This is a genomic window from Kutzneria buriramensis, assembly GCF_003387475.1.
In the GTDB taxonomy this organism is placed as follows: Bacteria; Actinomycetota; Actinomycetes; order Mycobacteriales; family Pseudonocardiaceae; genus Kutzneria; species Kutzneria buriramensis.
The window spans coordinates 55,072-80,547 of the sequence record NZ_QUNO01000027.1 but is presented as its reverse complement, the minus strand read 5'-3'; the positions used below and the strand labels follow the sequence as shown (position 1 = coordinate 80,547).

Annotated in this window: 29 protein-coding genes; 19 read left to right on the top strand and 10 right to left on the bottom strand. The window is 69.3% G+C overall.

What is annotated here, in order from left to right; all coding sequences use genetic code 11:
- Positions 1-46: 46 nt before the first annotated feature.
- On the bottom strand, positions 47-460 hold the full coding sequence (locus tag BCF44_RS49275; RefSeq protein WP_116181508.1) for a hypothetical protein: 414 nt from the start codon (positions 458-460) through the stop codon (positions 47-49).
- 63 nt (positions 461-523) lie between these two features.
- On the opposite strand from BCF44_RS49275, the gene BCF44_RS49270 reads away from it, so the two are divergent.
- The gene (locus tag BCF44_RS49270) at positions 524-1,105 is read left to right on the top strand and encodes a DinB family protein (protein WP_116181546.1); all 582 of its coding nucleotides are present in this window, start codon (positions 524-526) and stop codon (positions 1,103-1,105) included.
- Here the strand turns inward: BCF44_RS49270 and BCF44_RS49265 are convergent, their stop codons facing one another.
- The gene (locus tag BCF44_RS49265; protein ID WP_116181507.1) at positions 1,106-2,137 is read right to left on the bottom strand and encodes an acyl-CoA dehydrogenase family protein; all 1,032 of its coding nucleotides are present in this window, start codon (positions 2,135-2,137) and stop codon (positions 1,106-1,108) included.
- A 13-nt stretch (positions 2,138-2,150) separates the two neighbouring features.
- Complete coding sequence (locus tag BCF44_RS49260) at positions 2,151-3,332, bottom strand: acyl-CoA dehydrogenase family protein (RefSeq protein WP_116181506.1); 1,182 nt, start codon at positions 3,330-3,332, stop codon at positions 2,151-2,153.
- A gap of 94 nt (positions 3,333-3,426) precedes the next feature.
- On the opposite strand from BCF44_RS49260, the gene BCF44_RS49255 reads away from it, so the two are divergent.
- From BCF44_RS49255 to BCF44_RS49180, 16 genes are all read left to right on the top strand, one after another.
- Complete coding sequence (locus BCF44_RS49255; RefSeq protein WP_116181505.1) at positions 3,427-3,618, top strand: ferredoxin; 192 nt, start codon at positions 3,427-3,429, stop codon at positions 3,616-3,618.
- Between the two features lie 78 nt (positions 3,619-3,696).
- Complete coding sequence (locus tag BCF44_RS49250; protein ID WP_116181504.1) at positions 3,697-4,557, top strand: 3-oxoacyl-ACP reductase; 861 nt, start codon at positions 3,697-3,699, stop codon at positions 4,555-4,557.
- Between the two features lie 8 nt (positions 4,558-4,565).
- Positions 4,566-5,306: a glucose 1-dehydrogenase gene (locus BCF44_RS49245; RefSeq protein WP_116181503.1), complete on the top strand. Its 741-nt coding sequence runs from the start codon at positions 4,566-4,568 to the stop codon at positions 5,304-5,306.
- Positions 5,303-6,064: an MlaE family ABC transporter permease gene (locus BCF44_RS49240; protein WP_116181502.1), complete on the top strand. Its 762-nt coding sequence runs from the start codon at positions 5,303-5,305 to the stop codon at positions 6,062-6,064. Before BCF44_RS49245 ends, BCF44_RS49240 begins: the two co-directional genes overlap by 4 nt.
- 58 nt (positions 6,065-6,122) lie before the next feature.
- Positions 6,123-6,887 carry an MlaE family ABC transporter permease gene (locus BCF44_RS49235; protein WP_116181545.1) on the top strand — a complete coding sequence of 255 codons (765 nt, stop codon included), beginning with the start codon at positions 6,123-6,125 and terminating at the stop codon, positions 6,885-6,887.
- A complete protein-coding gene (locus BCF44_RS49230) occupies positions 6,884-8,155 on the top strand; it encodes an MCE family protein (protein ID WP_116181501.1) in 1,272 nt (423 codons plus the stop codon). The genes BCF44_RS49235 and BCF44_RS49230 overlap by 4 nt, the downstream gene beginning before the upstream one ends.
- Positions 8,152-9,186 (top strand): MCE family protein, encoded by a 1,035-nt coding sequence (locus BCF44_RS49225; RefSeq protein WP_116181500.1) that lies wholly within the window; start codon positions 8,152-8,154, stop codon positions 9,184-9,186. The genes BCF44_RS49230 and BCF44_RS49225 overlap by 4 nt, the downstream gene beginning before the upstream one ends.
- The gene (locus BCF44_RS49220; protein ID WP_116181499.1) at positions 9,183-10,193 is read left to right on the top strand and encodes an MCE family protein; all 1,011 of its coding nucleotides are present in this window, start codon (positions 9,183-9,185) and stop codon (positions 10,191-10,193) included. Before BCF44_RS49225 ends, BCF44_RS49220 begins: the two co-directional genes overlap by 4 nt.
- Positions 10,190-11,335 carry an MCE family protein gene (locus BCF44_RS49215; protein ID WP_116181498.1) on the top strand — a complete coding sequence of 382 codons (1,146 nt, stop codon included), beginning with the start codon at positions 10,190-10,192 and terminating at the stop codon, positions 11,333-11,335. Before BCF44_RS49220 ends, BCF44_RS49215 begins: the two co-directional genes overlap by 4 nt.
- Positions 11,332-12,321 (top strand): MCE family protein, encoded by a 990-nt coding sequence (locus BCF44_RS49210; protein WP_116181497.1) that lies wholly within the window; start codon positions 11,332-11,334, stop codon positions 12,319-12,321. Before BCF44_RS49215 ends, BCF44_RS49210 begins: the two co-directional genes overlap by 4 nt.
- On the top strand, positions 12,321-13,481 hold the full coding sequence (locus BCF44_RS49205; protein WP_116181496.1) for an MCE family protein: 1,161 nt from the start codon (positions 12,321-12,323) through the stop codon (positions 13,479-13,481). The genes BCF44_RS49210 and BCF44_RS49205 overlap by 1 nt, the downstream gene beginning before the upstream one ends.
- On the top strand, positions 13,478-13,960 hold the full coding sequence (locus tag BCF44_RS49200; RefSeq protein WP_116181495.1) for a hypothetical protein: 483 nt from the start codon (positions 13,478-13,480) through the stop codon (positions 13,958-13,960). Before BCF44_RS49205 ends, BCF44_RS49200 begins: the two co-directional genes overlap by 4 nt.
- The gene (locus BCF44_RS49195) at positions 13,957-14,418 is read left to right on the top strand and encodes a hypothetical protein (RefSeq protein ID WP_116181494.1); all 462 of its coding nucleotides are present in this window, start codon (positions 13,957-13,959) and stop codon (positions 14,416-14,418) included. The genes BCF44_RS49200 and BCF44_RS49195 overlap by 4 nt, the downstream gene beginning before the upstream one ends.
- A 55-nt stretch (positions 14,419-14,473) precedes the next feature.
- Positions 14,474-15,043: a PadR family transcriptional regulator gene (locus tag BCF44_RS49190; protein ID WP_246016263.1), complete on the top strand. Its 570-nt coding sequence runs from the start codon at positions 14,474-14,476 to the stop codon at positions 15,041-15,043.
- The gene (locus tag BCF44_RS49185; protein ID WP_116181493.1) at positions 15,043-16,443 is read left to right on the top strand and encodes an FAD-dependent monooxygenase; all 1,401 of its coding nucleotides are present in this window, start codon (positions 15,043-15,045) and stop codon (positions 16,441-16,443) included. Before BCF44_RS49190 ends, BCF44_RS49185 begins: the two co-directional genes overlap by 1 nt.
- Positions 16,440-17,264, top strand: a complete 825-nt coding sequence (locus BCF44_RS49180; protein WP_147328977.1) for a GNAT family N-acetyltransferase — start codon at positions 16,440-16,442, stop codon at positions 17,262-17,264. Before BCF44_RS49185 ends, BCF44_RS49180 begins: the two co-directional genes overlap by 4 nt.
- 54 nt (positions 17,265-17,318) lie before the next feature.
- On the opposite strand, the gene BCF44_RS49175 is transcribed toward BCF44_RS49180, so the two are convergent.
- Positions 17,319-17,933: a DUF4360 domain-containing protein gene (locus BCF44_RS49175; RefSeq protein WP_379798282.1), complete on the bottom strand. Its 615-nt coding sequence runs from the start codon at positions 17,931-17,933 to the stop codon at positions 17,319-17,321.
- 331 nt (positions 17,934-18,264) lie between these two features.
- On the opposite strand from BCF44_RS49175, the gene BCF44_RS49170 reads away from it, so the two are divergent.
- Positions 18,265-18,642 carry a hypothetical protein gene (locus BCF44_RS49170; RefSeq protein WP_116181490.1) on the top strand — a complete coding sequence of 126 codons (378 nt, stop codon included), beginning with the start codon at positions 18,265-18,267 and terminating at the stop codon, positions 18,640-18,642.
- On the opposite strand, the gene BCF44_RS49165 is transcribed toward BCF44_RS49170, so the two are convergent.
- The 3 genes from BCF44_RS49165 to BCF44_RS49155 all read right to left on the bottom strand — a co-directional run bounded on the left by BCF44_RS49165 (position 18,632) and on the right by BCF44_RS49155 (position 22,004).
- Positions 18,632-19,015 (bottom strand): DUF3052 family protein, encoded by a 384-nt coding sequence (locus BCF44_RS49165; RefSeq protein ID WP_116181489.1) that lies wholly within the window; start codon positions 19,013-19,015, stop codon positions 18,632-18,634. The genes BCF44_RS49170 and BCF44_RS49165 overlap by 11 nt on opposite strands.
- 9 nt (positions 19,016-19,024) lie before the next feature.
- Positions 19,025-20,767 (bottom strand): endoglycosylceramidase, encoded by a 1,743-nt coding sequence (locus BCF44_RS49160; protein ID WP_116181488.1) that lies wholly within the window; start codon positions 20,765-20,767, stop codon positions 19,025-19,027.
- 253 nt (positions 20,768-21,020) lie between these two features.
- Entirely contained in the window at positions 21,021-22,004 is a 984-nt protein-coding gene (locus tag BCF44_RS49155) for a trypsin-like serine peptidase (protein WP_116181543.1), read from the bottom strand.
- A 91-nt stretch (positions 22,005-22,095) separates the two neighbouring features.
- Between BCF44_RS49155 and BCF44_RS49150 the strand changes: the two genes are divergently transcribed.
- Positions 22,096-22,830 carry a DUF7873 family protein gene (locus BCF44_RS49150; RefSeq protein ID WP_116181487.1) on the top strand — a complete coding sequence of 245 codons (735 nt, stop codon included), beginning with the start codon at positions 22,096-22,098 and terminating at the stop codon, positions 22,828-22,830.
- Positions 22,831-23,274: 444 nt separating this feature from the next.
- Here BCF44_RS49150 and BCF44_RS56215 read toward each other — a convergent pair whose 3' ends face one another.
- From BCF44_RS56215 to BCF44_RS49140, 3 genes are all read right to left on the bottom strand, one after another.
- A complete protein-coding gene (locus tag BCF44_RS56215; protein WP_170218171.1) occupies positions 23,275-23,418 on the bottom strand; it encodes a hypothetical protein in 144 nt (47 codons plus the stop codon).
- A complete protein-coding gene (locus BCF44_RS49145) occupies positions 23,415-24,047 on the bottom strand; it encodes an 8-oxoguanine DNA glycosylase OGG fold protein (protein WP_116181486.1) in 633 nt (210 codons plus the stop codon). The genes BCF44_RS56215 and BCF44_RS49145 overlap by 4 nt, the downstream gene beginning before the upstream one ends.
- Positions 24,048-24,192: 145 nt before the next feature.
- The gene (locus BCF44_RS49140) at positions 24,193-25,395 is read right to left on the bottom strand and encodes a PucR family transcriptional regulator (RefSeq protein ID WP_116181485.1); all 1,203 of its coding nucleotides are present in this window, start codon (positions 25,393-25,395) and stop codon (positions 24,193-24,195) included.
- Positions 25,396-25,476: the final 81 nt, after the last annotated feature.

Genomic DNA, 25,476 nt, shown 5'->3' with positions numbered 1-25,476 from the left:
GGGGTGATCACTCGACGATCAGGTGCCGCACTAGCTCGTCAGCTCGTCAGCTCGTCAGCTCGTTGGCGAGCCAGACGTCCAGCCGATCGAGGGCGAGTCGGTTGTCCTTGGCGACGATGTCCGTGATGAAGGCCTGGAACGCGACCATCCGCGTGCTCCGTTCGACGCCGGCCGAGTCGCGCCAGACGATCGCGGGCTGCCCCCGACGCACCTCCAACACGCTGCGGGTCGGGATCCGCTTGCTCCAGAAGTAGGAACGCACGAGGACCGTCTCGGGCGTGCATGTCACCCCGCACAGCTGCACGCGAACGCAGAGCGCCGCGCCGACGGCGAGAGCGACCAGACCCAGCACCCAGTTGACGGGGCGGACCAGGAGGAGCACGACCACGAACGGCCCCACCAGATAGCCGATGCCGTCGAGGGTGCGTCTCAACCAGGGCATCGGCAGTCGCAGAGTCACGGCGGCGGATTCTACGCGGTTAATCGGTTGGCCATGGTGGCGTTCGCGTCGATGATGGCGGCCATGTCCACCACTCGCCGCGCCGACATGTTCACGGAGGACGGGCAGCCCTCCGACGACGACCCCCGCGAGCACGGCCCGCGGTTGGGCGACGAGCGCGGCACGCTGGTGGAATCCCTGCGCAAGCAGCGCCTCACGCTGGAACTGAAGTGCGCGGGCCTCGACGCGGCGGCGATGGCGCTACGGGCGGTCGAGCCTTCGACGATGTCGCTGCTGGGCCTGGTCCGGCACCTGGCCGAGATGGAGCGGGCGACCTTCCGTCGGCTGATGGCGGGGGAGGACGCGCCCCGCCTCTACACCTCGCCGACCAACCGTGACGGCGACTTCGACGACGCCGTCGCCGACCCGGCGATGGTCGCGCAGGCGTGGGACGCCTGGCGCACGGAGGTGGCGTTCGCGGAGAAGTTCGTGGCTGACGCGCCGAATCTCGACGTCACCGCGATCGACGCGCTGAACCAGCACGGCAGCGGCGGCGGCGCGATGTCCCTGCGCGAGATCCTCCTAGGCATGATCGAGGAGTACGCCCGCCACATGGGCCACGTCGACCTGCTGCGCGAGCGGATCGACGGCCGCGTCGGCCAGTAGTCACACGGGAGTGTCGGCCAGCACGGCTCCGATCTTGCGCAGTTGCGCGGTGGCGGCGCCGAGCGAGAACTCGTGGCGCTTGGCGGCGACGAAGTACTTGTGCAGCGGGTGACTGATGTCGATGCCCATGCCGCCGTGGATGTGCACGGCGGTGTGCGCGATGAAGTGCCCGCCCTCGGACGCCCAGAACTTCGCGGTGGCGAGCTCGGCGTCGCACGGCAGCCCCTCGCTGAGCCGCCAGGCGGCCTGCCACAGCGTCAACCTGATCGCCTCGACCTGGATGTACGCGTCGGCGAGCCGCTGGGTCACCGCCTGGAAGCTGCCGATCGGCCGGTCGAACTGCTGCCGGGTCCGCGCGTACTCGGTGGTCATCTCCAGGGCCCGTTCCACCACGCCGAGTTGCAGCGCGCACAGCCCGACCACGCCTCGTTGCACCGCGAACGACACGGCCTCGCCGGGCAGGACCCGGTCGGGACCGACCGACACGCCGTCCAGTTCGACCTGGCAGCTGTCGTCGCCGTCCACGACCTCCTGCCGCCGCACGGTTGCCTGACCCGATTCCACGAGGAACATCCGCAGCCCGTCCTCGGTGCTCGCCGGCACCAGGAACAGATCGGCCGACGGGGCGGGCACCAGCGACTTCACGCCGGTCAGCCGCCAGCCGTCGGAAACCCTGTCGGCCCGCGTAACCGGGGCGAGGGGATCGTCGTTGTTCTCCTCGGACAGAGCGACCGACAACACGGTCGTCCCGGTCAGCGCCGGCCGCACCCAGCGGTCGACGTGGTCGGCTGTGCCGTGTCGGGCCACCGTCGACGCCGCCTGCACGATCGAGGGCAGGTACGGCGACGGCGACACGGCGCGGCCGAGTTCCACCAGCACACCGCACTGCTCCAACAGCCCGAACCCGTTGCCGCCGGCCGATTCCGGCAGCGCCGCGGCCAGCACCCCGGACGCGGCCAGATCCGTCCACTGTGGATGCTCGCGCACCATTGCGGCGAGGTCCCGCTGCACCTGCGACAACTCGAAGTCCACCGGAGGTTCCCTTTCAGCGCCGGCCGACCGGCAGGCCCAGGCCCACCGCGGCGATGATGTCCCGCTGCACCTCGTTGGTGCCGCCGCCGAACGTCAGGATCAGGGAGGACCGATGCATCCGCTCGATCCGCCCGTGCAGCAGTGCGCCCGGCGATCCCTGCCGCACCACGGCGTTCGTGCCGAGCACCTCCATCAGCAGCCGGTACGCCTCGGTGGCGAACTCGGTGCCGAACACCTTGGTCGCGGACGCGTCGGCGGGGCTGGGCGACTGCTCGACGCCCCAGGCGATGCGCCAGTTCATCAGCTTGAGGAACTCCGCCTTCGCGTGCACGCGGGCCAGGTGCAGCCGCACCCATTCCTGGTCGATCACCCGGTTGCCGTCGGGCAGCTTGGTCCGCTGCGCCCAGGCGATCACCTCGTGCAGCGCGGTCAGCACGGGCGCGGCCGACGTCAGCGCCACCCGCTCGTGGTTGAGCTGGTTGGTGATCAGCGGCCAGCCCCGGTGCTCCTCGCCGACCAGCGCAGTCGCCGGCACCCGGACGTCCTGGTAGTAGGTGGCGCTGGTGGTCGGCCCGGCCATCGTGTGCACCGGCGTCCAGCTGAAGCCCTCGGCGTCGGTGGGCACGATCAGGATGCTCAACCCCTTGTGCTTCACCGCCTCCGGGTCGGTGCGGGCGGCCAGCCACACGTAGTCGGCGTACTGGATCAGGCTGGTCCACATCTTCTGGCCGTTGATCACGTAGTCGTCGCCGTCGCGCACCGCCCGGGTGCGCAGCGACGCGAGGTCGGTGCCGGCGCCGGGCTCGGAGTAGCCGATGGCGAAGTGCAGCTCGCCGGCCGCGATCCGGGGCAGGAACTGCGCCTTCTGCGCGTCGGTGCCGAAGCGCATGATCGTCGGGCCGATGGTGTTCAGCGTGAGGAACGGCACCGGCACGCCGGCCACCGCCGCCTCGTCCAGGAAGATCAGCTGCTCCAGCATGGACCGGTCCTGGCCGCCGTGCTCCTTGGGCCAGCCGATCACCAGCCAGCCGTCCCGGCCCAGCTGGGCGACGACCTCCTTGTAGGCGACGCCGTCGCCGTACTCGCCGCCGGTGGTGGTCAGCGCCGCCCGCCGCTCGGGCGTCATCAGCTCCGCGAAGTACGCCCGCAGTTCGGCGCGCAGCCGCTCCTGCTCGGGGGTGTACGCGATCCGCATCCGGCCTCCCGGCTCGGCAAGGTGGAACGTGTTCTAGTAACCGTAGCACGGTGTTACCGTGAATCGCGTTCCCACTTGCGGACGGGAGACGGTCGTGGCGGTGGAAGTGAACCGGGATCTGTGCGAGGCCAACGGGCTGTGCGTGGCCGCCGCTCCCGAGGTGTTCGAGCTGGAAAACGACGAGGAACTGATCATCCGTGAGGCGCCGGCGGACGCCGAGTTGGCCGCGCGGATCAAGGTCGCTGTGGCGAGCTGCCCGCGCCTCGCGCTGCGCGTGACCGACTGACCGGTCTTGCCCAGAACGAGAACAGATTCTAGTGTGAGCCGGGTGACACTGCCGGGTGGACTCGACGGGGAGCCGCGCGTGGATCTCGACGGGAAAGTTGCGATCGTCACCGGCGCCGCCGCCGGGCTGGGCCGCGCCGAGGCACTCGCCCTGGCCGCCGCCGGCGCGTCGGTGGTGCTGAGCGACATCGCCGACGCCTCCGACACGCTCGCGGAGATCGAGGCGCTGGGCGGCAAGGGCGAGATCGTGCCCGGTGACGTGGCCGAGCGGTCCACAGCGGACGCCATGGTGCAGGCGGCCGTGGAAGGCTTCGGCGGGCTGCACATCGTGGTGAACAACGCCGGCGTGCTGCGCGACCGCATGTTGTTCAACATGACCGACGAGGAGTGGGACACCGTGATCCGCGTGCACCTGCGTGGCCACTTCCTGCTGTCCCGCAACGCCTCCGCCTACTGGCGCCAGCAGTCCAAACAGGATGGGCAGCCGGTGTACGGCCGCGTGGTCAACACGTCGTCGGAGGCGTTCCTGCTCGGCTCCGAGGGGCAGCCCAACTACGCCGCCGCCAAGGCCGGCATCGTCGCCCTGACGGTGGCGACCTCGCGAGGAATGGCCCGCTACGGCGTGAAGGCCAACGCGATCTGCCCCCGCGCCCGCACCGCCATGACCGCCAATGTCTTCGGTGACGCCCCGGAGGGGCAGGATCCCCTTTCCCCGCAACACGTCGCGCCGTTCGTCGTCTACCTCGCTTCGCCGGCGGCCGACCACATCAGCGGCCAACTGTTCGTGGTGCACGGCGGCATGGTGGCGCTGATCGCCGCCCCGACCGTCGAACAGACCTTCCACGCGGCCGACGGCGACTGGGCCGCGGTCGGCGGCTACTTCGCCGACCGCGATCCGGCGCGCACCTTCGCGTGCACCGAAGTGATGACCCTCAGTTAGGAGCGGCCATGCGACTCGACGGCAAGATCGCGCTGATCACCGGTGCGGCCCGCGGACAGGGCGCGGCCGCGGCGCGGCGGTTCGTCGCCGAGGGCGCACGCGTGATCATCGCGGACGTCAACGACGACGCCGGCAAGGCCCTCGCGGCGGAGATCGGCGCGGACTACCGGCACCTCGACGTCGGCTCGGAGGAGGCCTGGGCGCAGGTCACCGGCGAGCTGGACCGGCTGGACGTGCTGGTCAACAACGCCGGCGTGCTGCACTTCTCGCCGCTGCCGCAGACCACGCTGGCCGACTACGAGCGCGTGATCCGGATCAACCAGGTCGGCACCTTCCTCGGCATGAGGTCGGTGGTGCCGCTGATGACTGAGCACGGCGGCTCCATCGTCAACGTGTCCTCCGTGGAGGGTCTGGCCGCGATGCCGCTGCTGGTGGCCTACACCGCGTCCAAGTTCGCCATCCGCGGCATGACCAAGGTGGCGGCGGTGGAGCTGGGCCGGCACAACATCCGCGTGAACTCCGTCCATCCCGGCGCGATCGCCACCGACATGGTCAAGGACGCGCTCGGCGGCCACGACGTCGACATGACGCCCATGCTGAAGAAGCTGGCCATCCGCCGCGCCGGGCGGCCCGAGGAGGTCGCGAACCTGGTGCTGTTCCTGGCCAGCGACGAGAGCTCCTACTGCACCGGCGGCGAGTTCTCCATCGACGGCGGGGCGGCCGCCACCCACGGGCTGGCGCCGTCATGATCGTCGCGTTCCGGCAGGTCGGGCGGATCTCGCTGCTGGGCTGGGACGTCGTGCGCGCGGTGCCGCAGCGGCCGTTCCAGTGGCGGGAGCTGATCCGCCAGTCGTGGTTCTTCGCCAGCGTCACCATCCTGCCCACGGCGATGGTGGCGATTCCGTTCGGCGCGGTCATCTCGTTGCACCTGGGCTCGCTGACCAAGCAGATCGGCGCGCAGTCGTTCACCGGCGCGGCCAGCGCGCTGGCGATCATCCAGCAGGCCAGCCCGCTGATCACGGCGCTGCTGGTGGCCGGCGCGGGCGGCTCGGCGATGTGCGCGGACGTCGGCGCGCGGACCATCCGCGAGGAGATCGACGCCATGCGGGTGCTGGGCGTGCCGCCGGTCCAGCGGCTGATCGTGCCCCGCGTGCTGGCCGCGATGTTCGTGTCGATCCTGCTCAACGGCCTGGTCAGCGTGGTCGGCGTGCTGGGCGGCTACTTCTTCAACGTGATCATGCAGGGCGGCACGCCCGGCGCCTACCTGGCCAGCTTCAACGCGCTGGCCCAGCTGCCGGACCTGATGATCAGCGAGGTCAAGGCGGTGATCTACGGCTTCATCGCCGGCGTGGTCGCCGCGTACCGCGGGCTGAACCCGTCGGCCGGGCCGAAGGGCGTCGGCGACGCGGTCAACCAGGCCGTGGTCATCACCTTCCTGCTGCTGTTCCTGGTGAACGTGGTGCTGACCGGCATCTACCTCCAGCTGGTCCCGCCGAAGGGGATGTGACGTGACCGCCCCCGCCACCTCGACCCCGCTGGGCAGGCTGGAGCACCTCGGCCGCCAGATGGCGTTCTACGGCCGGGCCATCGCCTGGGCGCCGCAGGCCATCCGCCGATACCCCCGTGAGGTGTTGCGGCTGCTGGGCGAGGTGAGTTTCGGCAGCGGCGCGCTGGCGGTGATCGGCGGCACCCTCGGCGTGATGATCGGCATGACGCTGTTCACCGGCACCATCGTCGGTCTCCAGGGGTACTCGGCGCTGAACCAGCTGGGCACCTCGGCCCTCACCGGCTTCATCTCGGCCTACTTCGACACGCGCGAGGTCGCCCCGCTGTCCGCCGGCCTGGCGCTGTCGGCGACGGTAGGCTGCGGCTTCACCGCCCAGCTCGGCGCGATGCGGATCTCCGAGGAGGTCGACGCGCTGGAGGTCATGGGCGTGCCGAGCCTGCCGTACCTGGTCACGACCCGGATGATCGCCGGTGTCGCCGCGGTCATCCCGTTGTACGTCATCGGTCTGCTCTGCTCCTATGTGGCCTCCCGCGAGATCACGGTGCTGTTCTACGGCCAGTCCGCCGGCACCTACGACCACTACTTCGCGCTGTTCCTGCCACCGGTCGACGTGCTGTGGTCGTTCGGCAAGGTGATGGTGTTCAGCGTCGTGGTGATCCTCGTGCACTGCTACTACGGCTACACCGCCAGCGGCGGGCCGGCCGGGGTCGGCGTCGCGGTCGGCCGGGCGGTGCGGGCCGCGCTGGTGTCGCAGGTGGTGCTGGACTTCTTCCTCAGCCTGGCGATCTGGGGCTCGTCGACGACGGTGCGGATCGCCGGATGAACCGATATCACGTGTACGGCGCGGCCTTCCTGGTGGCCATCGTGGCTTTCCTGACCTTCACGGTGGCCGTCTACGAGAAGGCTTTCACGCCGGCCGTGCACGTGACGCTGAAGACGGACTCGGTCGGCAACCAGCTGACGGCCGGCGCGGACGTGAAGGTCCGGGGCGTGGTCGTCGGCGAGGTGCGGTCGGTCAGCACGGACGGCGGCGTGGCGTCGCTGGACCTTGCACTGCAACCGGATCTGGTGGACCAGGTGCCGGACAACGTGACGGCGCGCCTGCTGCCGAAGACGTTGTTTGGCGAACGCTATGTGGCGCTTCAGGTTCCCCAGCATCCCGCCGCGCCGATCCAGGCCGGGGCGGTGATCGGCCAGGATCGCAGCAGCTCCGCGATCGAGGTCAGCAAGGTGCTGGACGACCTGATGCCCGTGTTGCAGGCGGTGCAGCCGCAGAAGCTCGCCGGCACGCTGACAGCGCTGTCGCAGGCGCTGGACGGCCGGGGCAAGCAGCTCGGCGACGTCCTGACGCAGGCCGATTCGTACCTGCGGGAGCTGGCGCCGTCGCTGCCGGACCTCAACGCCGACCTCGACGCGTTGTCGCACGTCGCCGACACGTATTCGACGGCAGCGCCGGACTTCCTGCACGCGCTGGCGGATCTGACCACCACGAGCCGCACACTGGTGGATCAGCGGTCGCAGCTGGACACGCTGTACTCGGTCGTCACCACCACGTCCGTCGACCTGGACAGCTTCCTCCGGGTCAACGAGACCAACCTGATCGGCCTGGCCACCACCGCGAGACCGACCTTGGACGTGCTGGCCAAGTACGCGCCGGAGTACCCGTGCATGCTCGGGCAGCTCGCCGACGGCCTGGCCAACGCCGACTTCACCTTCGGCAAGGGCACGGACCACCCGCAGATGGGCAAGTTCACGCTGTCGATCACCGCCAGCCGCGGCGCGTACCAGCCGGGCGTGGACACCCCCAAGTACCTGGACACCCGCGGGCCCCAGTGCTATCAGAAGGCCAGCGCCGGCAACCTGTTCCCGCAGTACCCGCCCGGCGGCCCCATCCAGGACGGCTCGACCCACCCCGGTACGAGCACTTCCACGCACACCGCGAGTGCCTCCACCGCGGGTTCGCCCGCCGAGCAGCAGCTGCTGAATCTCCTTGAGGCGCCGCAACTCGGTGTGATGCCGCAGAACGCGCCCGGCTGGAGCGCGCTGCTGGTCGGACCGCTGCTGCGCGGCTCGGAGGTGACGCTGAAGTGAAGGGCACCCTGAGCGCGGGCGTGAAGATCGCGATCTTCACGGTGGTCACCGTCGTGCTGACCGGCATGCTCGCCGCCACGATCGTCAACGCCAGCCTGGGCAACACGGCCACCTACTACGCGATCTTCACCGACGTCAGCGGCCTCAACAAGGGCGATGACGTCCGGGTCGCCGGCGTGCGAATCGGGCAAGTGGACGGCATCTCGTTGGTGGACAACAAGAACGCCCAGGTGACCTTCGAGCTCGCCGCCGACCGCAAGCTGCCGGCCGCGACCACGGCGACCATCAAGTACCGCAACCTGGTGGGGCAGCGGTACATCTCGCTCGGCACCGACGTCGGCGACCCGAACGCCGTGCTGACGCCCGGCACCACGATCCCGCTGAGCCGGACCCAGCCGGCGCTGAACCTGACCGCCCTGTTCAACGGGTTCAAGCCGCTGTTCCAGGCGCTGTCGCCGAAGGACGTCAACCAGCTCTCGTACGAGATCATCCAGGTGTTGCAGGGGGAAGGCGGCACGGTCAGCGACCTGCTCGCGCACACCGCCTCCATCACGTCGGCGATCGCCGGCCGGGACAAGGTGATCGGCCAGGTGATCGACAACCTGACCGCCGTGCTGGCGACGATCAACGGCCGTGGCAGCGAATTGTCCGACCTGATCTCCACTGTGCAGCAGCTGGTCAGCGGCCTGGCGGCGGACCGGCAGCCCATCGCCGACGCGATCACCGCGCTGGACGGCCTGACCACCGCCACCTCCGGCCTGCTCGCGCAGGCCAGACCCTCGCTCCAGCAGGACATCGGCAACCTCGGGCAGGTCTCCACGCTGCTCAACCACGCCGATCCGACGCTGGACGCGTTCCTCCAGAAGCTGCCCGGCGACCTCCAGGCGTTCACCCGGACCGCCAGCTACGGCGGCTGGTTCAACTACTACCTGTGCCGGATGTCCGGCACGATCAGCGTCGGCTCGCTGGGCGTGTCCGTGCCGATCGTGCCGTTCCCGGTGTCGCAGATGCCGGCGAGGTGTGGCCCATGAGACGGGAAGCGCTGGTCGGGCTGGTCACGGTGGTGGTGCTGGCGCTCGGCGTGCTGGCCGCGTTCAACGCCGACGACCTGCCGATCATCGGCGGCGGCACCACGTACTCCGCGTACTTCGGCGAGTCGGCCGGGCTGGTCGCGGGCAACGAGGTGAGCGTCGCCGGCGTGAAGGTAGGGCAGGTGCGACGGGTGTCGTTGGCCGGCAACAAGGTGCTGGTGGAGTTCCGGGTGAGCGACGTGTTCCTCGGCGACCGGACCAGCGCGTCGATCCAGATCCGGACCGTGCTCGGCGACAAGTACCTCGCGCTGCAACCGGACGGCACGCAGGCGCAGGACCCGCGGCAGACGATCCCCAAGTCCCGCACCATGTCCCCGTTCGACGTGACCGACGCGATCAACCAGCTCGGCAGCACGGTCGGCCAGATCGACCCGACCCAGCTGGCCCAGAGCTTCCAGGTGATCTCCGACGCGTTGAAGGACACGCCCGCGCCGCTGAAGGAGGCCGCCGCCGGCCTGTCGTCGCTGTCCACGACCATCGCCTCCCGTGACGATCAGATCGCCGGCATGTTGTCCGGCACCAACCAGTTGAGTGCCACGGTGGCTTCTCGGGACGGCGAGATCAGCAAGCTGCTCGACGACGGAAACCTGCTGCTGGGCGTGGTGCAGCAACGCAAGCAGGCCATCGCCCAGCTGCTCACCGGCACCCAGCAGCTGGCCAAGCAGCTCAGCGGTCTGGTGACCGACAACCAGAACCAGCTGCAACCGGCGCTCGACCAGCTCGACGAGGTCACGGCCGTGCTGGCCCGCAACCAGGACAACCTCAACCACGCTCTGGCCTCGCTGGCGCCGTTCGTCCGGGTGTTCAACAACACCATCGGCACCGGCCGCTGGTTCGACGGCTACATCTGCGGCCTGCTGCCGCCGGCGCAGACCACCGCCGGCCTGGAGTTCAATCCCGGCGGCTGCTCGACGCCGCTGGCCGACCCGAGCCTGGGGTCGAAATGACCACCCGCCTCCTCGCCATCGGCTGCGTCGTCGCCCTCGTGGTGGCGAGTGCCTTCCTGTGGCTGCAACCGACCTCCGGCCCGGTCGTCACCGCCTACTTCGACAAGGCCATCGGCCTCTACGCCGGCTCGGCCGTGCGGGTGCTCGGAGTGAAGGTCGGCACCATCGACTCGGTGATGCCGGTCGGCGGCCAGGTCAAGGTTCAGTTCACCGTGGACCGTGGCGTGCAGATCCCGGCCGACGTGCACGCCGTCGTCATCGCGCCGAGCCTGGTCAGCGACCGGTACGTGCAGCTGACCCCAGCCTACGACGGCGGCCCCGAACTGCCGCCGAACTCCACGCTGTCCCGGGATCGCACCGCCAGCCCGGTCGAGCTGGACCAGCTGTTCACCAGCGTCGATCAACTCAGCCAGGCGCTCGGCCCGTCCGGGGCCAACAAGAACGGCGCCCTGTCCAATGTGATCGACTCCGCCGCCGCGAACCTGGCCGGCAACGGCGATGCGTTGAACAACACCGTCACGCAGCTCAGCCAGGCCGCCGGGGCACTGGACACCTCGAAGGGCGACCTGTTCGGCACCGTCGACAACCTCAGCAAGATCACCTCGACGCTGGCCAGCAGCGACCAGCAGGTGCACGACCTCGACGGCCGACTCGCCGACGCGACGGGATTCCTCGCCGACAACCGGCAGCAGCTCGGCGCGGCCGTGTCGTCATTGGCACAGGCCCTGACCAAGGTGCAGAAGTTCGTCACCGACAACAAGGGCCTGATCCAGACCAATGTGGACAATCTGGCCGCGATCACCAAGACGCTGGTCGACCAGCGGGCGGCGCTGGCCGAGGTGCTGGACGTCGCGCCGACCGCCGCGACCAACTTCGTCAACGCCTACGACGCCAAGTCCGGCTCCATCGCCGTCCGGGGCAACATCAACGAGCTCACCTACCCGCCGGTCATGATGATCTGCCAGCTGCTGCAACGCAGCACGCCGACCCAGATCCCGGCGACGCTGGCCGACCTGTGCAACCAGATCGAGCCGCTGCTGGACGGAGCCCTGCACCTGCCATCGGCCGCCGAGGCCTTGGCCGCCTTGCAACAGGGGAAGCTGCCGCCGCTGCCACTGCCGCTGCTGGGGGGTGGGAAGTGAAACGTGCAGTTCTCCTCCTTCCCGTCCTCCTCCTCACCGGATGCAGCCTCTACGACACGCCGCTCCCCGGCGGCGCGGCCCTCGGCGATCACCCGTACCACGTCACCGTGCAGTTCACCGACGTGCTGGATCTGGTGCCGCAGTCCAGCGTGAAGGTGGACGACGTCGCGGTCGGCCGGGTCGACCGCATCGACCTCGGCCCCGACAACAAGACCGCGCTCGTCGACGTGCTGATCAACGGTTCCGTGCGCCTGCCGGCCAATTCCGGCGCGCAGCTGGGCCAGTCCAGCCTGCTCGGCGAGAAGTACGTGGAGATCACCGCGCCCCAACAGCCCACCGGCCGGCTCGCCGACGGCAGCGTGATCACCCGGGACCGGACCAGCCGCAGTCCCGAGATCGAGGAGGTGCTGGGCGCGCTGTCGTTGCTGCTCAACGGCGGCGACATCGGGCAGATCCAGAACATCGTCAAGGAGCTCAACGCCGCCATGACCGGCAACGAGCCCCAGATCCGGTCGTTCCTGTCCCAAGTGGACAACTTGGTGCGGGATCTCGACGGTCAGAAGGACAACGTCGTCAAGGCGATCGACGCCATGAACCGGCTCACCACGACGCTGGCCGGCCAGCGCGACAACATCGCCACCGCGCTGGACCAGCTCGGGCCCGGGCTGAAGGTCGTCACCGCGCAGCGCGACGAGCTCACCAGCATGCTCAACGCCCTCGACAACCTCTCGTCGGTTGCCGTGGACACCATCAACCGCAGCCGTGACGACCTCGTCGGCGACCTCCGCCAGTTGCAGCCGGTGCTCCAGAAGCTCGCCGAGACCGGCTCGAAACTGCCGACCGCGTTGGAGTACCTGGCGACCTACCCGTTCAGCGACTACGCGGCGGGCGATGTGAAGGGCGACTACTTCAATTCGGACATCCGGTTCAACCTGGACCTGAGCGCGCTGCTCGGTCCGCAGTCGCCGATCATCGGCGGTGGGTGATGAGACTCCGCATCCAACTCGCCATCTTCCTGGTCATCGCCCTGGTGGGCATCATCGGGCTCTACCGGTTCCTGCAGACCCCCGGTTACCAGATGTCCGTGCAGCTCAGCGACTCCGGCGGCGTCTTCCCCAACGCCGAGGTGTCGTACCGGGGCGTGGCGGTCGGGCGGGTGAACGCGCTCAAGCTGTCGGCCACCGGCGTGCGGGCGCAACTGACCATCGACGACTCCGCCCCGCCGATTCCGGCCAGCGCCAAGGCGGTCGTGGCGAACCGGTCGGCGGTGGGGGAGCAGTACCTCGACCTGGAGCCGGCCGACGACAAGGGGCCCTATCTGCACGAGGGCTCGGTGATCCCGCAGGACCGCACCTCCCTGCCACCGAGCCCGGACGAGGTGCTGTCCAATCTGGACGCCCTGGTGCGGAGCGTGCCGACTGACAAGCTCAAGGTGGTGGTGGACGAGCTGGACAAGACGTTCACCGGCACCGGACCCGACCTCCAGAAGCTGCTGGACGCCAGCAGCGACCTCACCACCGAGGCGGCCAAGAACCTGCCGCAGACCAAGTCGTTGCTGGCCAACGGCAAGACCGTGCTGGACACACAGAACCGGGACGCCGCCGACATCACGTCCTTCGCGACCTCGCTGAACCAGATCGCCGGCCAGCTCAAGGCCTCGGACCCGGACATCCGGTCGCTGATCGCCATCGCGCCGCAGGCGGCGCAGCCGGTGGACGACGTGCTGCGCAGCTCGGGCCGCAACCTCAGCGTGGTGCTGGCCAACCTCTACACGACAACAGCGATCGCCGAGACCCGCACGGCCGGCCTGGAGGAGCTGCTGGTCGCCTACCCGGTGATCACGGCCTTCACGCCGGGGTTGTCGCCGGACGGCACCGGTCATCTGGGGCTGATCCTGAACTTCTTCAACCCTTTCCCGTGCACGAAGGGCTACGAGACGACCAAGGAGCGCCCGGCCGACAACACCACGCCGGTGGCCGCCAACGGCCAGGCGTACTGCGCGGAGCCGCCGAACAGCCCGATCGACGTGCGCGGCTCGCAGAACGTGCCGCGCGGCGACACGCCCCGGCTGCCCGGCGCGCTCGGCGCCACCCAGTCCACTCCCTCGCCGACGAACATGGCGCAGCTGCTGGGATTGCCGGGATGAACCGGGTGCTCGCGGTCGCCGCGCTCCTGGCCGTGCTCGGTGCCGGCTGGGCGGGTTGGACGTGGTGGCAGTCCTCGCACTCCGACGACGTCACGTACGGGCAGACCCGCGACCTGGTCCTCGGCGTCGCCTCCGACCAGATCAGGACGCTGAACACGGTCGACTACCGCAAGGCCGAGGACGATCTGACGCAGTGGCAGCGGGTGACCACCGGCAACCTGCTGACGCAGCTGACCAACCAGCACGACAGCGACCTCAACTCGACCAAGGCGCAGAAGACCGTGTCCACGGCGAAGATTGTCGACGCCGCGGTGAGCACATTGGACACTCGCGCCGGCACGGCGACCGTGCTGGTGGCCATCGAGGTGACGATCGGCCAGGGCGACGGCAAACCGACGACGCGCAAGAGCCGCGTGGACGCCGTGCTGTCCCGGACCGAGGACGGCTGGAAGACCGGCACGGTGCAGGTGATCGAATGAGGATCGCCGTGATCATCGCCGCGCTGGCGGCCGTCGCGTTCTTCCTGCTTGACCAGGCGCCGCCGATGGCCAACACCGCGCTCGTCGACACCGACGCCACCAGCCAGGTCGAGGCCCAGGTCAAGACGGCGATCGAGAACTCCTTCTCGTACGACTACACCGACACCGCCCGCACCGAGAAGGCCGCTCGGGCGGTGCTCGTCGGCGACGCCATGCGCCAGTACGAGCGGCTGTTCGACCAGGTCCGCGCGCAGGCGGCCCAGCAGAAGCTGGTGCTGGTGAGCTCCGTCCGGGCGATCGCCGTGAAGACGCTGAGCGGCGACGACGCGACGCTGCTGGTGTTCGTGGACCAGCAGGCCGTACGCGCCAACAACGGCAACACTTCGACATACGCCCAGCTCAGGGTGGTCGCGCACAAGGCCGGCAGCTGGCAGGTGACCGGCCTGACGCTGCTCTGACGAGTTGACAGCGGCCATATAGTCGGATCCGAGTAGTCGGATCCGAGGAGTTGTCGTGGCCAGGAGAAGTCGCAACACGCTGGCGCTCGCCGTGCTGGGCCTGCTGATGGAGGGCGTCAAGCACCCGTACGAGATGGCCCAGACGCTGCGCGAGCGCAACAAGGGCACCAGTTTCAAGATCACCACCGGCTCGCTCTACGACGTGGTGGAGGGCCTGGAGCGGGACGGCTGGATCAGCGCGGTGGAGACCGTGCGCGAGGGCAACCGCCCGGAACGCACCGTGTACGCCTACACCGAGCTGGGGCTGGCCGAGTTCCAGAAGTGGATCGACGAGCTCATCCGCGTCCCGGTCAACGAGTTCCCGAAGTTCGTCGCCGCGGTGAGCTACGTGGGAGTGCTCGGTGTCGAGGGCGCGGTCGACGCGCTCACCGAGCGGGCCGAGCGGATGAGCAAGGCCATCGAGGAGACCGATGAACAGCTGAAACCCGTGCACGTGCCGCGGCTGTTCATGCTCGAGGTGGAGTACGCGCAGGCGATGCGCCGCGCGGAGGTGGAATGGCTGCGGCGGACCGCCGAGGAGATGACGACCGGCGCGATCACGTGGCCGGAACCGGGGGAGTACTGATGGACACCGATGTGGTGATCGCCGGCGCGGGGCCGGCCGGGCTGATGATCGCCTGCGAGCTGGCCACCGCGGGCGTGGCGACCGTGCTGCTGGAACGCGAGGAGCGGCGGCCGGAATTCTGCCGCGGCTTCAATCTGAACGCGCGGAGCCTGGACGTGTTCGCCCGGCGCGGCATCGCCGACCGGTTCCTCGCCGAGGGGCACAAGGTGCCGGTGACCGGCTTCGGCGGCCTGCCGACGCCGCTGGACATCGGCAGCCTCGGCTGGGACCACCCGTTCACGCTCGGCATCCCGCAGACCCGCGTCGAGGAGATCCTCGAGGAGCGCGCGATCGAGCTGGGCGTGGACGTCCGTCGGGGCGACGAACTCGTCACCTTCGGGCAGGACGAGGACGGCGTCACGGTCAACGGCTCGATCCGGGCGGAGTACCTCGTCGGCTGCGACGGCAGCCGCAGCGCGGTCCGCCGACTTGCCGGAATCGCCTTTCCGGGCACGGAAACCACGAAATACACGCTGCTCGGGGACGTCGAGGCGGACCTCGCCTACGGCGTGCACGAGGGCGGCGTGTTCGTGATCCCGCGTCCCGGCTACGTCCGGATCGTGGTCGCCGACCCCGTCCTCGACCGCCCCGAACCGATCACCCTGGATGTCCTGGGCTCCATTGTGGACGACGCCGTCGGCCGGCCCGTCGAGCTGGCGAATCCCCGCTGGCTCACCAGGTTCGGCAACGCCGCGCGGCAGGCCGAGACGTACCGCCGCGGGCGGGTGCTGCTCGCCGGCGACGCCGCGCACATCCACCCGCCGGCCGGCGCGCAGGGCGTCAACCTGGCCATCGCGGACGCCATGAACCTCGGGTGGAAGCTCGCCGCGGCGGCACAGGGCTGGGCGTCACCGGAACTGCTCGACACGTACCACTCCGAGCGGCATGCGGCCGGTGCGCGCGTCCTGCTGCACACGCAGGCACAGGCGTTGCTCGGCGGCGACCGTGTCGGCCCCTTGCGCGAGCTCTTCGCGGAGCTGAGCGAGCTCGACGGCGTCGGAAAATATCTCGCCGAACTCGTCACCGGCGTGGAAACGTGTTACGACATGGGCGAATTGACTTCGCATCCGTGGCTCGGGCGGATGGCGCCGGATCTTGCCGTTTCGGTCGACGGCCGACCGACAAGTATCGCTCGCCTTCTTCGGGAGGGTCGCGGAGTATTGCTCGACTTCGGCAATAGGGATCATATTGCCCTGGAACGGATCGACGTGTTCAGGGCCGAACCCCTGGACGAGACGCCGGTCGACGCGATGCTGATCCGTCCGGACGGGCACGTGGCCTGGCTGGCGCGGGACGGCCGGGAGGAGCCCGGGCCGCTGCCCGAGGCGCTCGCCCGCTGGTTCGGGCTGGTGCCGGCGTGAAGGCCGATGTACTGCGCGGTATGCAGGCCCTGACGCAGCGGACGTGGTCGCACGACAGCTCCTGCCACATCGGGGACCTCGCCTGGCAGCGGCTCATGCACGTGGGCCGCGAGGACGAGTGGTCGACGCGGCTGTGGGAGGTCGACGGCGAGGTCCGTGCCTGGGGCTGGTCACAGGCGCCGGGCGACCTCCAGCTCTACGTCGACCCGGCGCACCCGGAGCTGGCGGACGAGGTGCTGGTCCACTTCGGACCGAAAACAGTCACCACCCTGGACCGGGCGACGCACGTGTTGGACGCTCTGCGGCGCAACGGATACGTCCGATCGGACGGACCGTACCTGGCCTACCTCACGCGCGCGCTCACCGGTCTGCCGGAACCGATGCTGCCGAAGGGCTTCACGGTGCGGTCGGTGACCGCGGACGACCTGGTGCACCGGGTCGCGGTGCACCAGGCCGCCTGGCCGGCGACGCGGGTGAACGAGCAGAGCTATCGCGCGGTGACGGCGGCGTGGCCGTACCGCGCGGGCCTCGACTGGGTCGTGGTCGCGCCGGACGGCTCCTTCGCCGCGAGCTGCCTGGTCTGGTTCGACGAGGCCAACGGCGTCGGTCTGCTCGAACCGGTGGGCACCGACGCCCGGTTCCGGCGGCTGGGTCTGGGGCGGTCGGTGTGCCTGGCGGCCCTGAGGGCGCTGCGTGCGGAAGGCGCCCGCGAGGCCGTCGTCTACCCGGTTGCCGGCGATTCCCGGCATCCGGCCGCGCTGCCGCTGTACGAGGCGCTGGGGTTCGCCCCGTATGCGCGCAGCGTGGACTATCTGAGGTGAGGTGGGACGGTGGCGCCGGGTGGGACGCCACCGGCCCGGCTCGTCATGACGGGGTCAACACTGCTTCCACGCGAAGTGATAAGTGGTGTGCACACTTCCGTCGGTGGAGTCCATCGTCATGAAACTCGTGCTGGAGGGGTCCGAACTGCCGGCGGCCACACGCAGCTCGGTGTTGACATTGAGCAGCCGGTCGATGCCGCAGGGCGCGAACACCAATGACGCCACATCGGTCGCGTCGACCGTCTCCCAGTCGTTCTCGAACGGGCCCGAGAACTTGTGCGGCACACGCGCGGTCGGCGCCGTGCCCTGGAAATAATAGTTAGCCTGTTCCATGCCGGTAGCGCCCGAGGCAAGATCGGCGAAGCCGCGGTAATCGGCCTCGGCGATCGCGAAGGTGAAGCCCTGCGGCACGTGGACCTTGAGGGCCAGCTGGCAGTTCTTCCGGATGTCGGTCGGGGCCGACTGGGGCCCGGTCTGGGCCAGGTAGTTGCTGTAGGTGACGGTGAACGCGGTATTGTCGGAGGACACGTCCACGGCGGTGGTTCCGGCGGGGCACCCGGATCCGTTGACCGTGACGACGCCGACCGTGACGGGGCCCGAGGGGGGAGCGTCAGCGGGAGCGGAAACACCGGCAGTGATCATCGATAATGCCAGACCGGTGGCCGCCATCGTAGTAAGCATGGGTTTCCTTCCCAATACTTTTCACGACAGGATCGCACGCGTGGCTCACCGTAGCGCAGGCGTAACAACGGAGCACCCACTGAACGGTGGAACATGAAAACGGCCCGTTGTCCGATGGTGGGATGAATTGACCTCGCGTGCTTTACGCGGCGGAAACCGGCTTTCTTGGATTTAGCGCGTACGGGCTATCGGCCTAAGCGCTCGCCAATGCTGCGACCGCGTATACGCGATGGCTCCGTTCGGCGCACACGTTTGAGTCGCCGCGCAGCGGGTAACCGCCGGCATCGGGCCGGACGGGCCCCAGTGGAGGTGAACGGCCATGATCGTCGGACTCGTGCTGATCGTGTTGGCGGTCGCCGCCGCGGTGGCGGCGGTGGCGTTCAACGGCGCCGGCTCGACCCATGAGATCACCGCGTTCGGGCAGCACGTGACCAACGCCAACGAGACGCAGATCTTCGTCGGCGGCATCGTGCTCGGACTGGTGTTCTGCCTGGGCGTGTGGATGGTCGCCATGGGCGGGCGGCGTCGTCGTGCGCGTAACGCCGAATACCGGGCGGCGCGTCGCGAGGCGGCGGATGCCAGCCGCGAGCGCGACCGGCTCGCCGAGCAGTTGAGCACCCAGCAGGAGATCACCGAGCGGGAGCAGGAGCGGACCACGGTGTTCGGTCGCCACGGCGACCGCGAGGTCACCCCCTGAGTTCCTTGCGCCACACGAACTTCAGCCCCGACCAGTCCTCGGACAGCGCCGCCACCTTGACGTCGACGAGACCGGTGGGCAGCAGGAGTTCGCGCAGCACGTTGTCGGTGATGTCGCTGCGGTGCCCGCCCGCGCGGCGGGGCCAGCAGACCCACAGCGACGACGCCACCGCCAGTCCCGACGCAAGGGCGGTGACGTCGTCGCCGAGGTCGGCGTGGCGGCGGTAGAAGGCGAGGACGACATCTGCCCCGGTGATGTCGTCCTCGACCAACTCCACGTCAGGGAACGTCCAGCCGGGCGGGGCGTGCCGCAGCGTCACCAGGTGGCCCGGCCTGATGCCGAGCTTGCGGACCAGCGGCGTGCCCTCGACCATCCGGCGATTCTAGGACGCCCCCGCGGTGGCTGACGGCGCCCAACGGGCGAGTTCGGCGCGGGCGGCGGTGAGCTGACTGTCCGAAGGCGACGCCGCCGGCTCCGCGACGAGCGCGAAGTGCAGGCCGGGGGAAGCCGCCAGCAGCAGGCGATCGCCTGCTCTGGACGCTGTCACGTCGGAGATCACGGTGGCGTTCAGGTCCGCCGGCACGTGCAGTTCCGTCGGCGCGTCGCCGGCGCTGCCCTGCCACACCAGCACGCCGTAGCGGCCGCTGCCGACGATCGCCGACGTCGCGGGCATGGAGCTCGGCACCGGGTTCCAGGTCAGCACCTGGCTGCCGTCGCGGGAACGGTCCTCGTACGTGAACGCCAGCGTGTGGCCGGCGACCGCCGCCGGGTAGAGGCGGTCCAGCAGCCGGGAATCCTGCCGCAGTTGTCCGTTCTGGACCGCGGAGTAGTCCTCGCCGTTCCAGCCGTCGGCGGTGGTCTGCACCTTGTCCGGATTGTCATTCATCAGCTCGTGGTGCTGGCCGCTGTAGACGTCCCAGTGCCACTGCGTGCCCGACAGCACCGGGCCGGACTGCGCCGGGTGGCTCCACCAGTTCGCGCCGGAGAGCCGGGAATCGAGGCCCTGGTACATCGCCTTGTCCACGGTGGGCGTCTTGTCCGAGGTGTATCCGCTCATCGGATGACCGAACTCGGTGACGATCGCCGCCGTGCCGAGAGCTCCCGCGCGGTCCCGGATGGTGCCGAAGTCGTTGGAGTACTGGCCGTCGCCGGCCTTGCCCGGCATGAGGACGCCAGACTGCGCCAGCTCGTCGTAGAAGTGCGTGTTGAAGACGTAGCGGGAGCCGATCGCGCCGGTGTCGAGGAAACCGCCGGTCTGCTTCTCGAAGGAGATGTTGGCGTTCCAGAACATGTTCGGCTCGATGAACGCCGGCTTCGCCTGCCAGCCGGCGGTGTCCATGGCCTGGCGGAAACGCTGGAAGAACGGCCACAGCACGTTCTGCTCCCACGACTGGCTGTTCTGGTTGCTGTCGTAGTTGCCGGCGTAGGGCTCGTTCCACGGGTCCAGGCCGGCGATGCCCGCGAACTCGTCGGACGTCAGGCGGTCGTGCAGGTACTGCATGGTCTGCGTGGCCTGGTTGACGAACTCGTCCTGCACGCCGTTGGCGTTGTGCCAGAAGTCGCTGGTGGCGTCCTTCACCGCGGCGTTCGATGTGACGTTCTGTCCCCAGTGGACACACGCCCCGCAGCTCTCCTGTGGATAGTGGCCGGCGTCGATCACCCACTTCGGCGCGCCGTCGCCGCTGTACCAGCTGCCGGTGTTGAACAGGTAGCGGGAGTAGAGGTCCTGGTGGTAGTCCGGCAGCACCTCGAAGCCGGCGTCCAGGAAGGCCTTCATCTGGTCGGCCAGCTTGGCCAGATACGTGGTGTCGAGCTGGCCGCGGGTCGGCTCCGCGCCGGCCCAGGAGATCAGGAAGCGCACCGCGTTCGCGCCCGTCAGCCGACGCATCGCCTGCGCCGTGGCCTGGGCGTCGGCGGTGCTCGCGAACGGCAGGAAGCCGTTCTCCGCGAGCTTCACCTCGCCCGAGATGTTGAAGCCCCGCAGCACCACCTCGCGCCCGTAACCGTCCACAAAGGTGCCGTTCTGGACGGTCAGGCCGTGCGCCCGGACGTCGTCCGCCACCGCCGCGGGGGCCGTGCCCAGCACCGCCGTCGCCGCCGCGAGCACCGCGATCAGTGCCCTCATCACGCTCCCCGGGAAACATGAAAAAAATTCGCGGCTGACGCTAGTGACGGTCACGACCCCCGGTCAATGGTCCGTTCGTGTTGTTGGCGCGCGTTCCGCGCGCGGCTCGGCCCCTTGTGGGGCCGGTACCTGGCCCTTGCCGGATTTTCAAGCACCGCGTCGGCTGAGTGGAGTGTGCGTCGGGTGGCGGTGCTTGAAAATCCAGCAACCGGGCCAAGCGTCGGCGGGGCCTCGCGCTCGGTGTGGTGGCGGCTCAGGAATGCGCGGCGCGGTCGTACAGCGGCTTGGTGATCTTGCTGTCGAATTGGGGACCGACCAGGTATCGCGTGCACCCCGTGTGATCCTGCGTGGTACAGACGTCGTTCGTTCCGGTGGTGAAGAAGCCGGCGTGGGTGTTGTCGCCGACGACCGTGCCGACGCCGTGGTGGAAGTCGGCGATCCGCGGGCCGCCGCTGGAGCCGCCGCCCATCGTGCAGGCCGGACCCCACTGGTCGGGCGAGTCCGGATAGTCGGGAGTGCCGGGGTACTGCTTGGCGACGCCGTGGCAGTAGGCCAGTTCCTCCCCGGTGTACTCCGGCAGATTCTCGCGCGCCGGGTCACTGCTGGCCCGCGGGTAGCCGAACTGGAATTCGACGGTTTCGCCCGGCCGGTCGAAGCCGATGCGCTGCGCCCCGCCGACCGCGTCCTGCACGCGCCGGCCGTGCTCGTTCGGGCTCACGACCACAAAGGCCTGATCGAAAGCGTCGAACTTCGCGCCGTTCTGCTGATCGTTCAGCAGCCACGTCTTGTCGGCCACGCCGAGTCGGCCGACGAACTTCCCGTACGGGGCCTGGCCGTCGTGATAGCCGGGGATGAACAGCACGTCGGCGTTCCAGGCGTTGTTGTCGCCCAGCAGATCCGTGTCGTCGACGCAGTGCCCGGCGGTGACGATCGTGCTGCGATTGGCGCTGTCCACCACCGTCGCCGTGCAGCTCGCGTCCTCGCCGTGATCCGTGAAGAACAGCCGTCCGACCGTCGGGAGCCCGCCCGTCCACGGCGCGCCGTCCGGACCCGACTTCGGCGGATTGTCCACAGTGGACGGCACGATCAGCGCCCTGATCCGCTCCGGTGTCCAGTACGCCAACACCGCCTGCCGGTCCGCCGCCGACACCGTCAGGTCGTGCGTGGCCACGGTGTCGGCCGGCGGCGCGAGAACCGTGCCGGCCAGGAGAATTCCGATGCCCAGTGTGCTCAGCATGTCGCGCACGGTAGGCGCGCGATGTCAGGAACCTGTTGTGGACTAATTCGGCTGCGGTGGTGATCAGCGCGCCGCTACCCTTTCCGCCATCATGACGACGAAGCTGAACCAGATCATCGCGGTCGAGAAGGGCGTCAAGAGCGGCGCGCTGCGGGACCTCACCGACGCGCACCACGCCCTGCAGAAGCCGGCGCTGCTCGCCGGCATCTCCCGCACCTACCAGCCGAAGGACGAGGACGGCGAGGTGCTGCCGCCCGAGTCCACGCGGGTCCAGGTCAAGACCGAGGACGTGCTGCGGCGGACAGCGTCCGTGCTGACGCGGCTGTTCGACGTCACCGCGACCAAGGACTGGGCCAACTGCGTGGCCAAGGCCGACGTCGTCGTCGACGGCCGCACGCTGCTGTCCGACGTGCCCGTGGCCTACCTGCTGTTCCTCGAGAAGCAGCTGGTCGATCTGCACACCTTCGTCAAGAAGCTGCCGCTGCTCGACGCCGCCGAGTCCTGGAGCTTCGAGGAGTCCGCCGACTACTGGCGCACCGAGCAGGTGCGGACCATCCGCACCAAGAAGGTGCCGCGCAACCACGTCAAGGCCGAGGCCACCGAGAAGCACCCGGCTCAGGTCGAGGTCTACTACGAGGACGTGCCCGTCGGCTACTGGACCACCGTCAAGTTCTCCGGCGCGCTGCCCGCGCGGCGCGTCAACGAGCTCGTCGACCGCGTCGAGAAGCTCCAGCAGGCGGTGAAGTTCGCCCGCGAGGAGGCCAACGCCCTCGAGGTCACCGACCAGCGCGTCGGCGACGCCGTGTTCGGCTACCTGTTCGGGTAGCCTTCGAGACTCCCCCGCTGGAGCGCGGGGGCGCGCCCCGACACCGGGGCGTGAAGCTGAAACTGAGTCGTCAGCCTGACCACACCCGGTCACAGTGGAGGTTCGAGTCCTCCTCCCGGCACCACCGAGCCGGGGTAGCCCAACCGGCAGAGGCAGCCCGGGTATCAACCTCAGACTCTCGCTCCAGCTTCAGCATTGCCGCCGAACACCGGATCGCCCGGGGACGGGCGAGCCTCGCCGAGGTGCGGGTTCAAATCCCGCCGGCCGAGCCACCTGCGGCCGTAGCTCAACGGAAGAGCGCGGCGACCTGAGCGTGACCCGTCCCCTTAAACGTGCCGGTGTGCCAATTGGGCGGACCTCTCGACCCCCGGACTGGCCATGTCCGGGGGTCACCTATATCTCCAGGTTCCGATCCTTCGCCGTCCACTCCGGGGAGCGGCCGATCTACGCGCAGTATTCGGCCCACGTCCAACGGCCGGGCGTCGACCGCTCGGGTCTGGCCCAGTAGGTCTCGCCGGGTTCGACGCAGTCGGTCAGCGGATCGAGCAGATCGTCGGTGATGCCCTCGTGCACGTCATTGGTGGTCATTCGTGCCCCTTGAACAGGAGGAGTTCGATCTCGTCGGCGGCGCGGTCGCGGGTCTTGGCCTCCTGAGCCAGTTGGTCGCAGTACCACGCGTAGGTCTCCGGATACCAGCCCCTGATCGGGAACCAGGTCGCGCCGCAGTGATCGCATACGGAGGTCGCGACCCGCTCGTCGAGAATCAGGCAGCGGTGAAGTGGATCGCCGCCGCCCGCGAAGTACAGGAACTTGGTGAAGAAAGCCGGGCCCAGGTACTTGATCGCGGCCCGGCCGTTGGGCATCAGCAGCTGGTATGCGCCTTCGGGGTCGCGCCGCGCCTCTTCCCGTGCGGCCTCGAGGAGTTTCCTCGCTCCGTCCGGGTCCGCAGCGATGCTGTCCAGGCGGCGCTTGTTGTTTCGGAGGTGAGGACCCGATCCCCACGCGAGGGCCCGCCACAGGAGGGAGAACACGTCGTCGTCGGGAGACCAGACCTCGGCGCGGGTGAGCGACGGTGACGCCGGCGGCGTGCCGTCGAGCCCGAGCCGGTTGATTTCCGCCGACCACCACTGATCGCGAATGTCGATCTTTTGATTGACGACCTTTGTTGCCCGCGGTTCCGACGGAACGGCCCAGTCAGGCAGGCGGAAATCGGTCACGACGCATGCATCGCCGCCCGCCCGGGGCCGTTACGTCAGGCGAGGTCCTGGCGGCGCGGACGGCGTTCCGCCGCCAGGGACCGGCGGTTTCGATCTTCTGCGTGAAACCTACATTCGGTGTGTCCGTGAGCGCGACTCGCGGGGGTCAGCCGGCTTCCTCCTCTTGGACGGGGGGCGCCGGGGCTTCGGTGAGGGAGGCGGCGCGGAGGGCGACCTCCAGCTCGAAGCGGGCGTCGGGGCAGCGGAGTTGGTCGCCGAAGAGGCGTTCGACCTGACGCATGCGGTACCGCACGGTCTGGGGGTGAACCCGAAGGCGGGCGGCGATCTCGGGGGCGCCGCCGCGGGTCTCGAGCCACGCCAGCAGCGTCTCGCCGAGCCGCTTGTGCTGCTTGTCGGTGAGCGGCGCGAGCGGGGCCAGGCGCTTGCGGATGAGCTGCTCCACCAGGAACTCGTCGGTGAGCAGCCACAGCGTGGACAGGTGGTCGACGCAGCGGACGGGCGAGGTGCCGTCGATGGTGTTGCGCCGCACCAGATCCCGCGCGAGCTGGGCGTGCTTGAACGACTTGGCGGAGTCGGTGAGCGCCACCGTGGGGCCGATCACGACGCGCCAGTCGGCCAGCTTGGCGCCGCACCGCGCCCACCAGTCGGCGGCGTCGGGATCGGGCACCAGCACACACGCCTGGGCGCCCTGGACGTCGACGAGCATGTCGTCGGGCAGCTCGGGCACACCGTCCCCGCTGACACGATCCAGCATCACCACGCACAGCTGCGCGGGCAGCGGCCAGCGCGCGACCGGGGCGAGCTCGACGGCCTCGGCGCGGTCCCGGTCCTCCTCGCTGAGCAGCAGCCGGACCAGCCGCTTGCGCCGCCGCTGGAGACCCTGCGCGCTGCGGGCCTGCATGTCGGCGTATCCCTCGACGGACAGCGCGATCAGCTCGTCGGCGTAGGCCAGGGTGGCCTCGCCGAGCGTCCACATCATCTGCGTGGGCAGCCCGCTGCGCTGTCTGAACCGAATCAGGTGCCGCCACGCCACGCGCGTGCCCAGTCGGTACGCCTTCTGCAACGAGTCGAGGCTGCGGCCCTCGCTGGCCTCCAGCCGGCCGAGCTGGCGGTACACCTCGGCGAAGTCGGCACGGGATCGGTCGGGCTCGGCGATGCGGTCCACGAACTGCGTCAGCGCCTGGTTGACACCCAGCCGGATGGCCTGCCCGTAGCAGCCGTCCAGCGGTTTCGCGTATTCCGGGATGGTGGCCCGGATGGTGTGGATGATCTCCTCGGCCAGCGGTGGCAGCTGAGGTCTGATCAGTGTCGCCAATTCCCTGGGCAGCCGTTCGGCGGTCGTTCTCATGGCTTCATCCCCAGAACTGTCGGTGTTCGGCGATTCTGCCACACGGCACCAGGTTTTGACTCCGGTCAGTAATCGTCACCG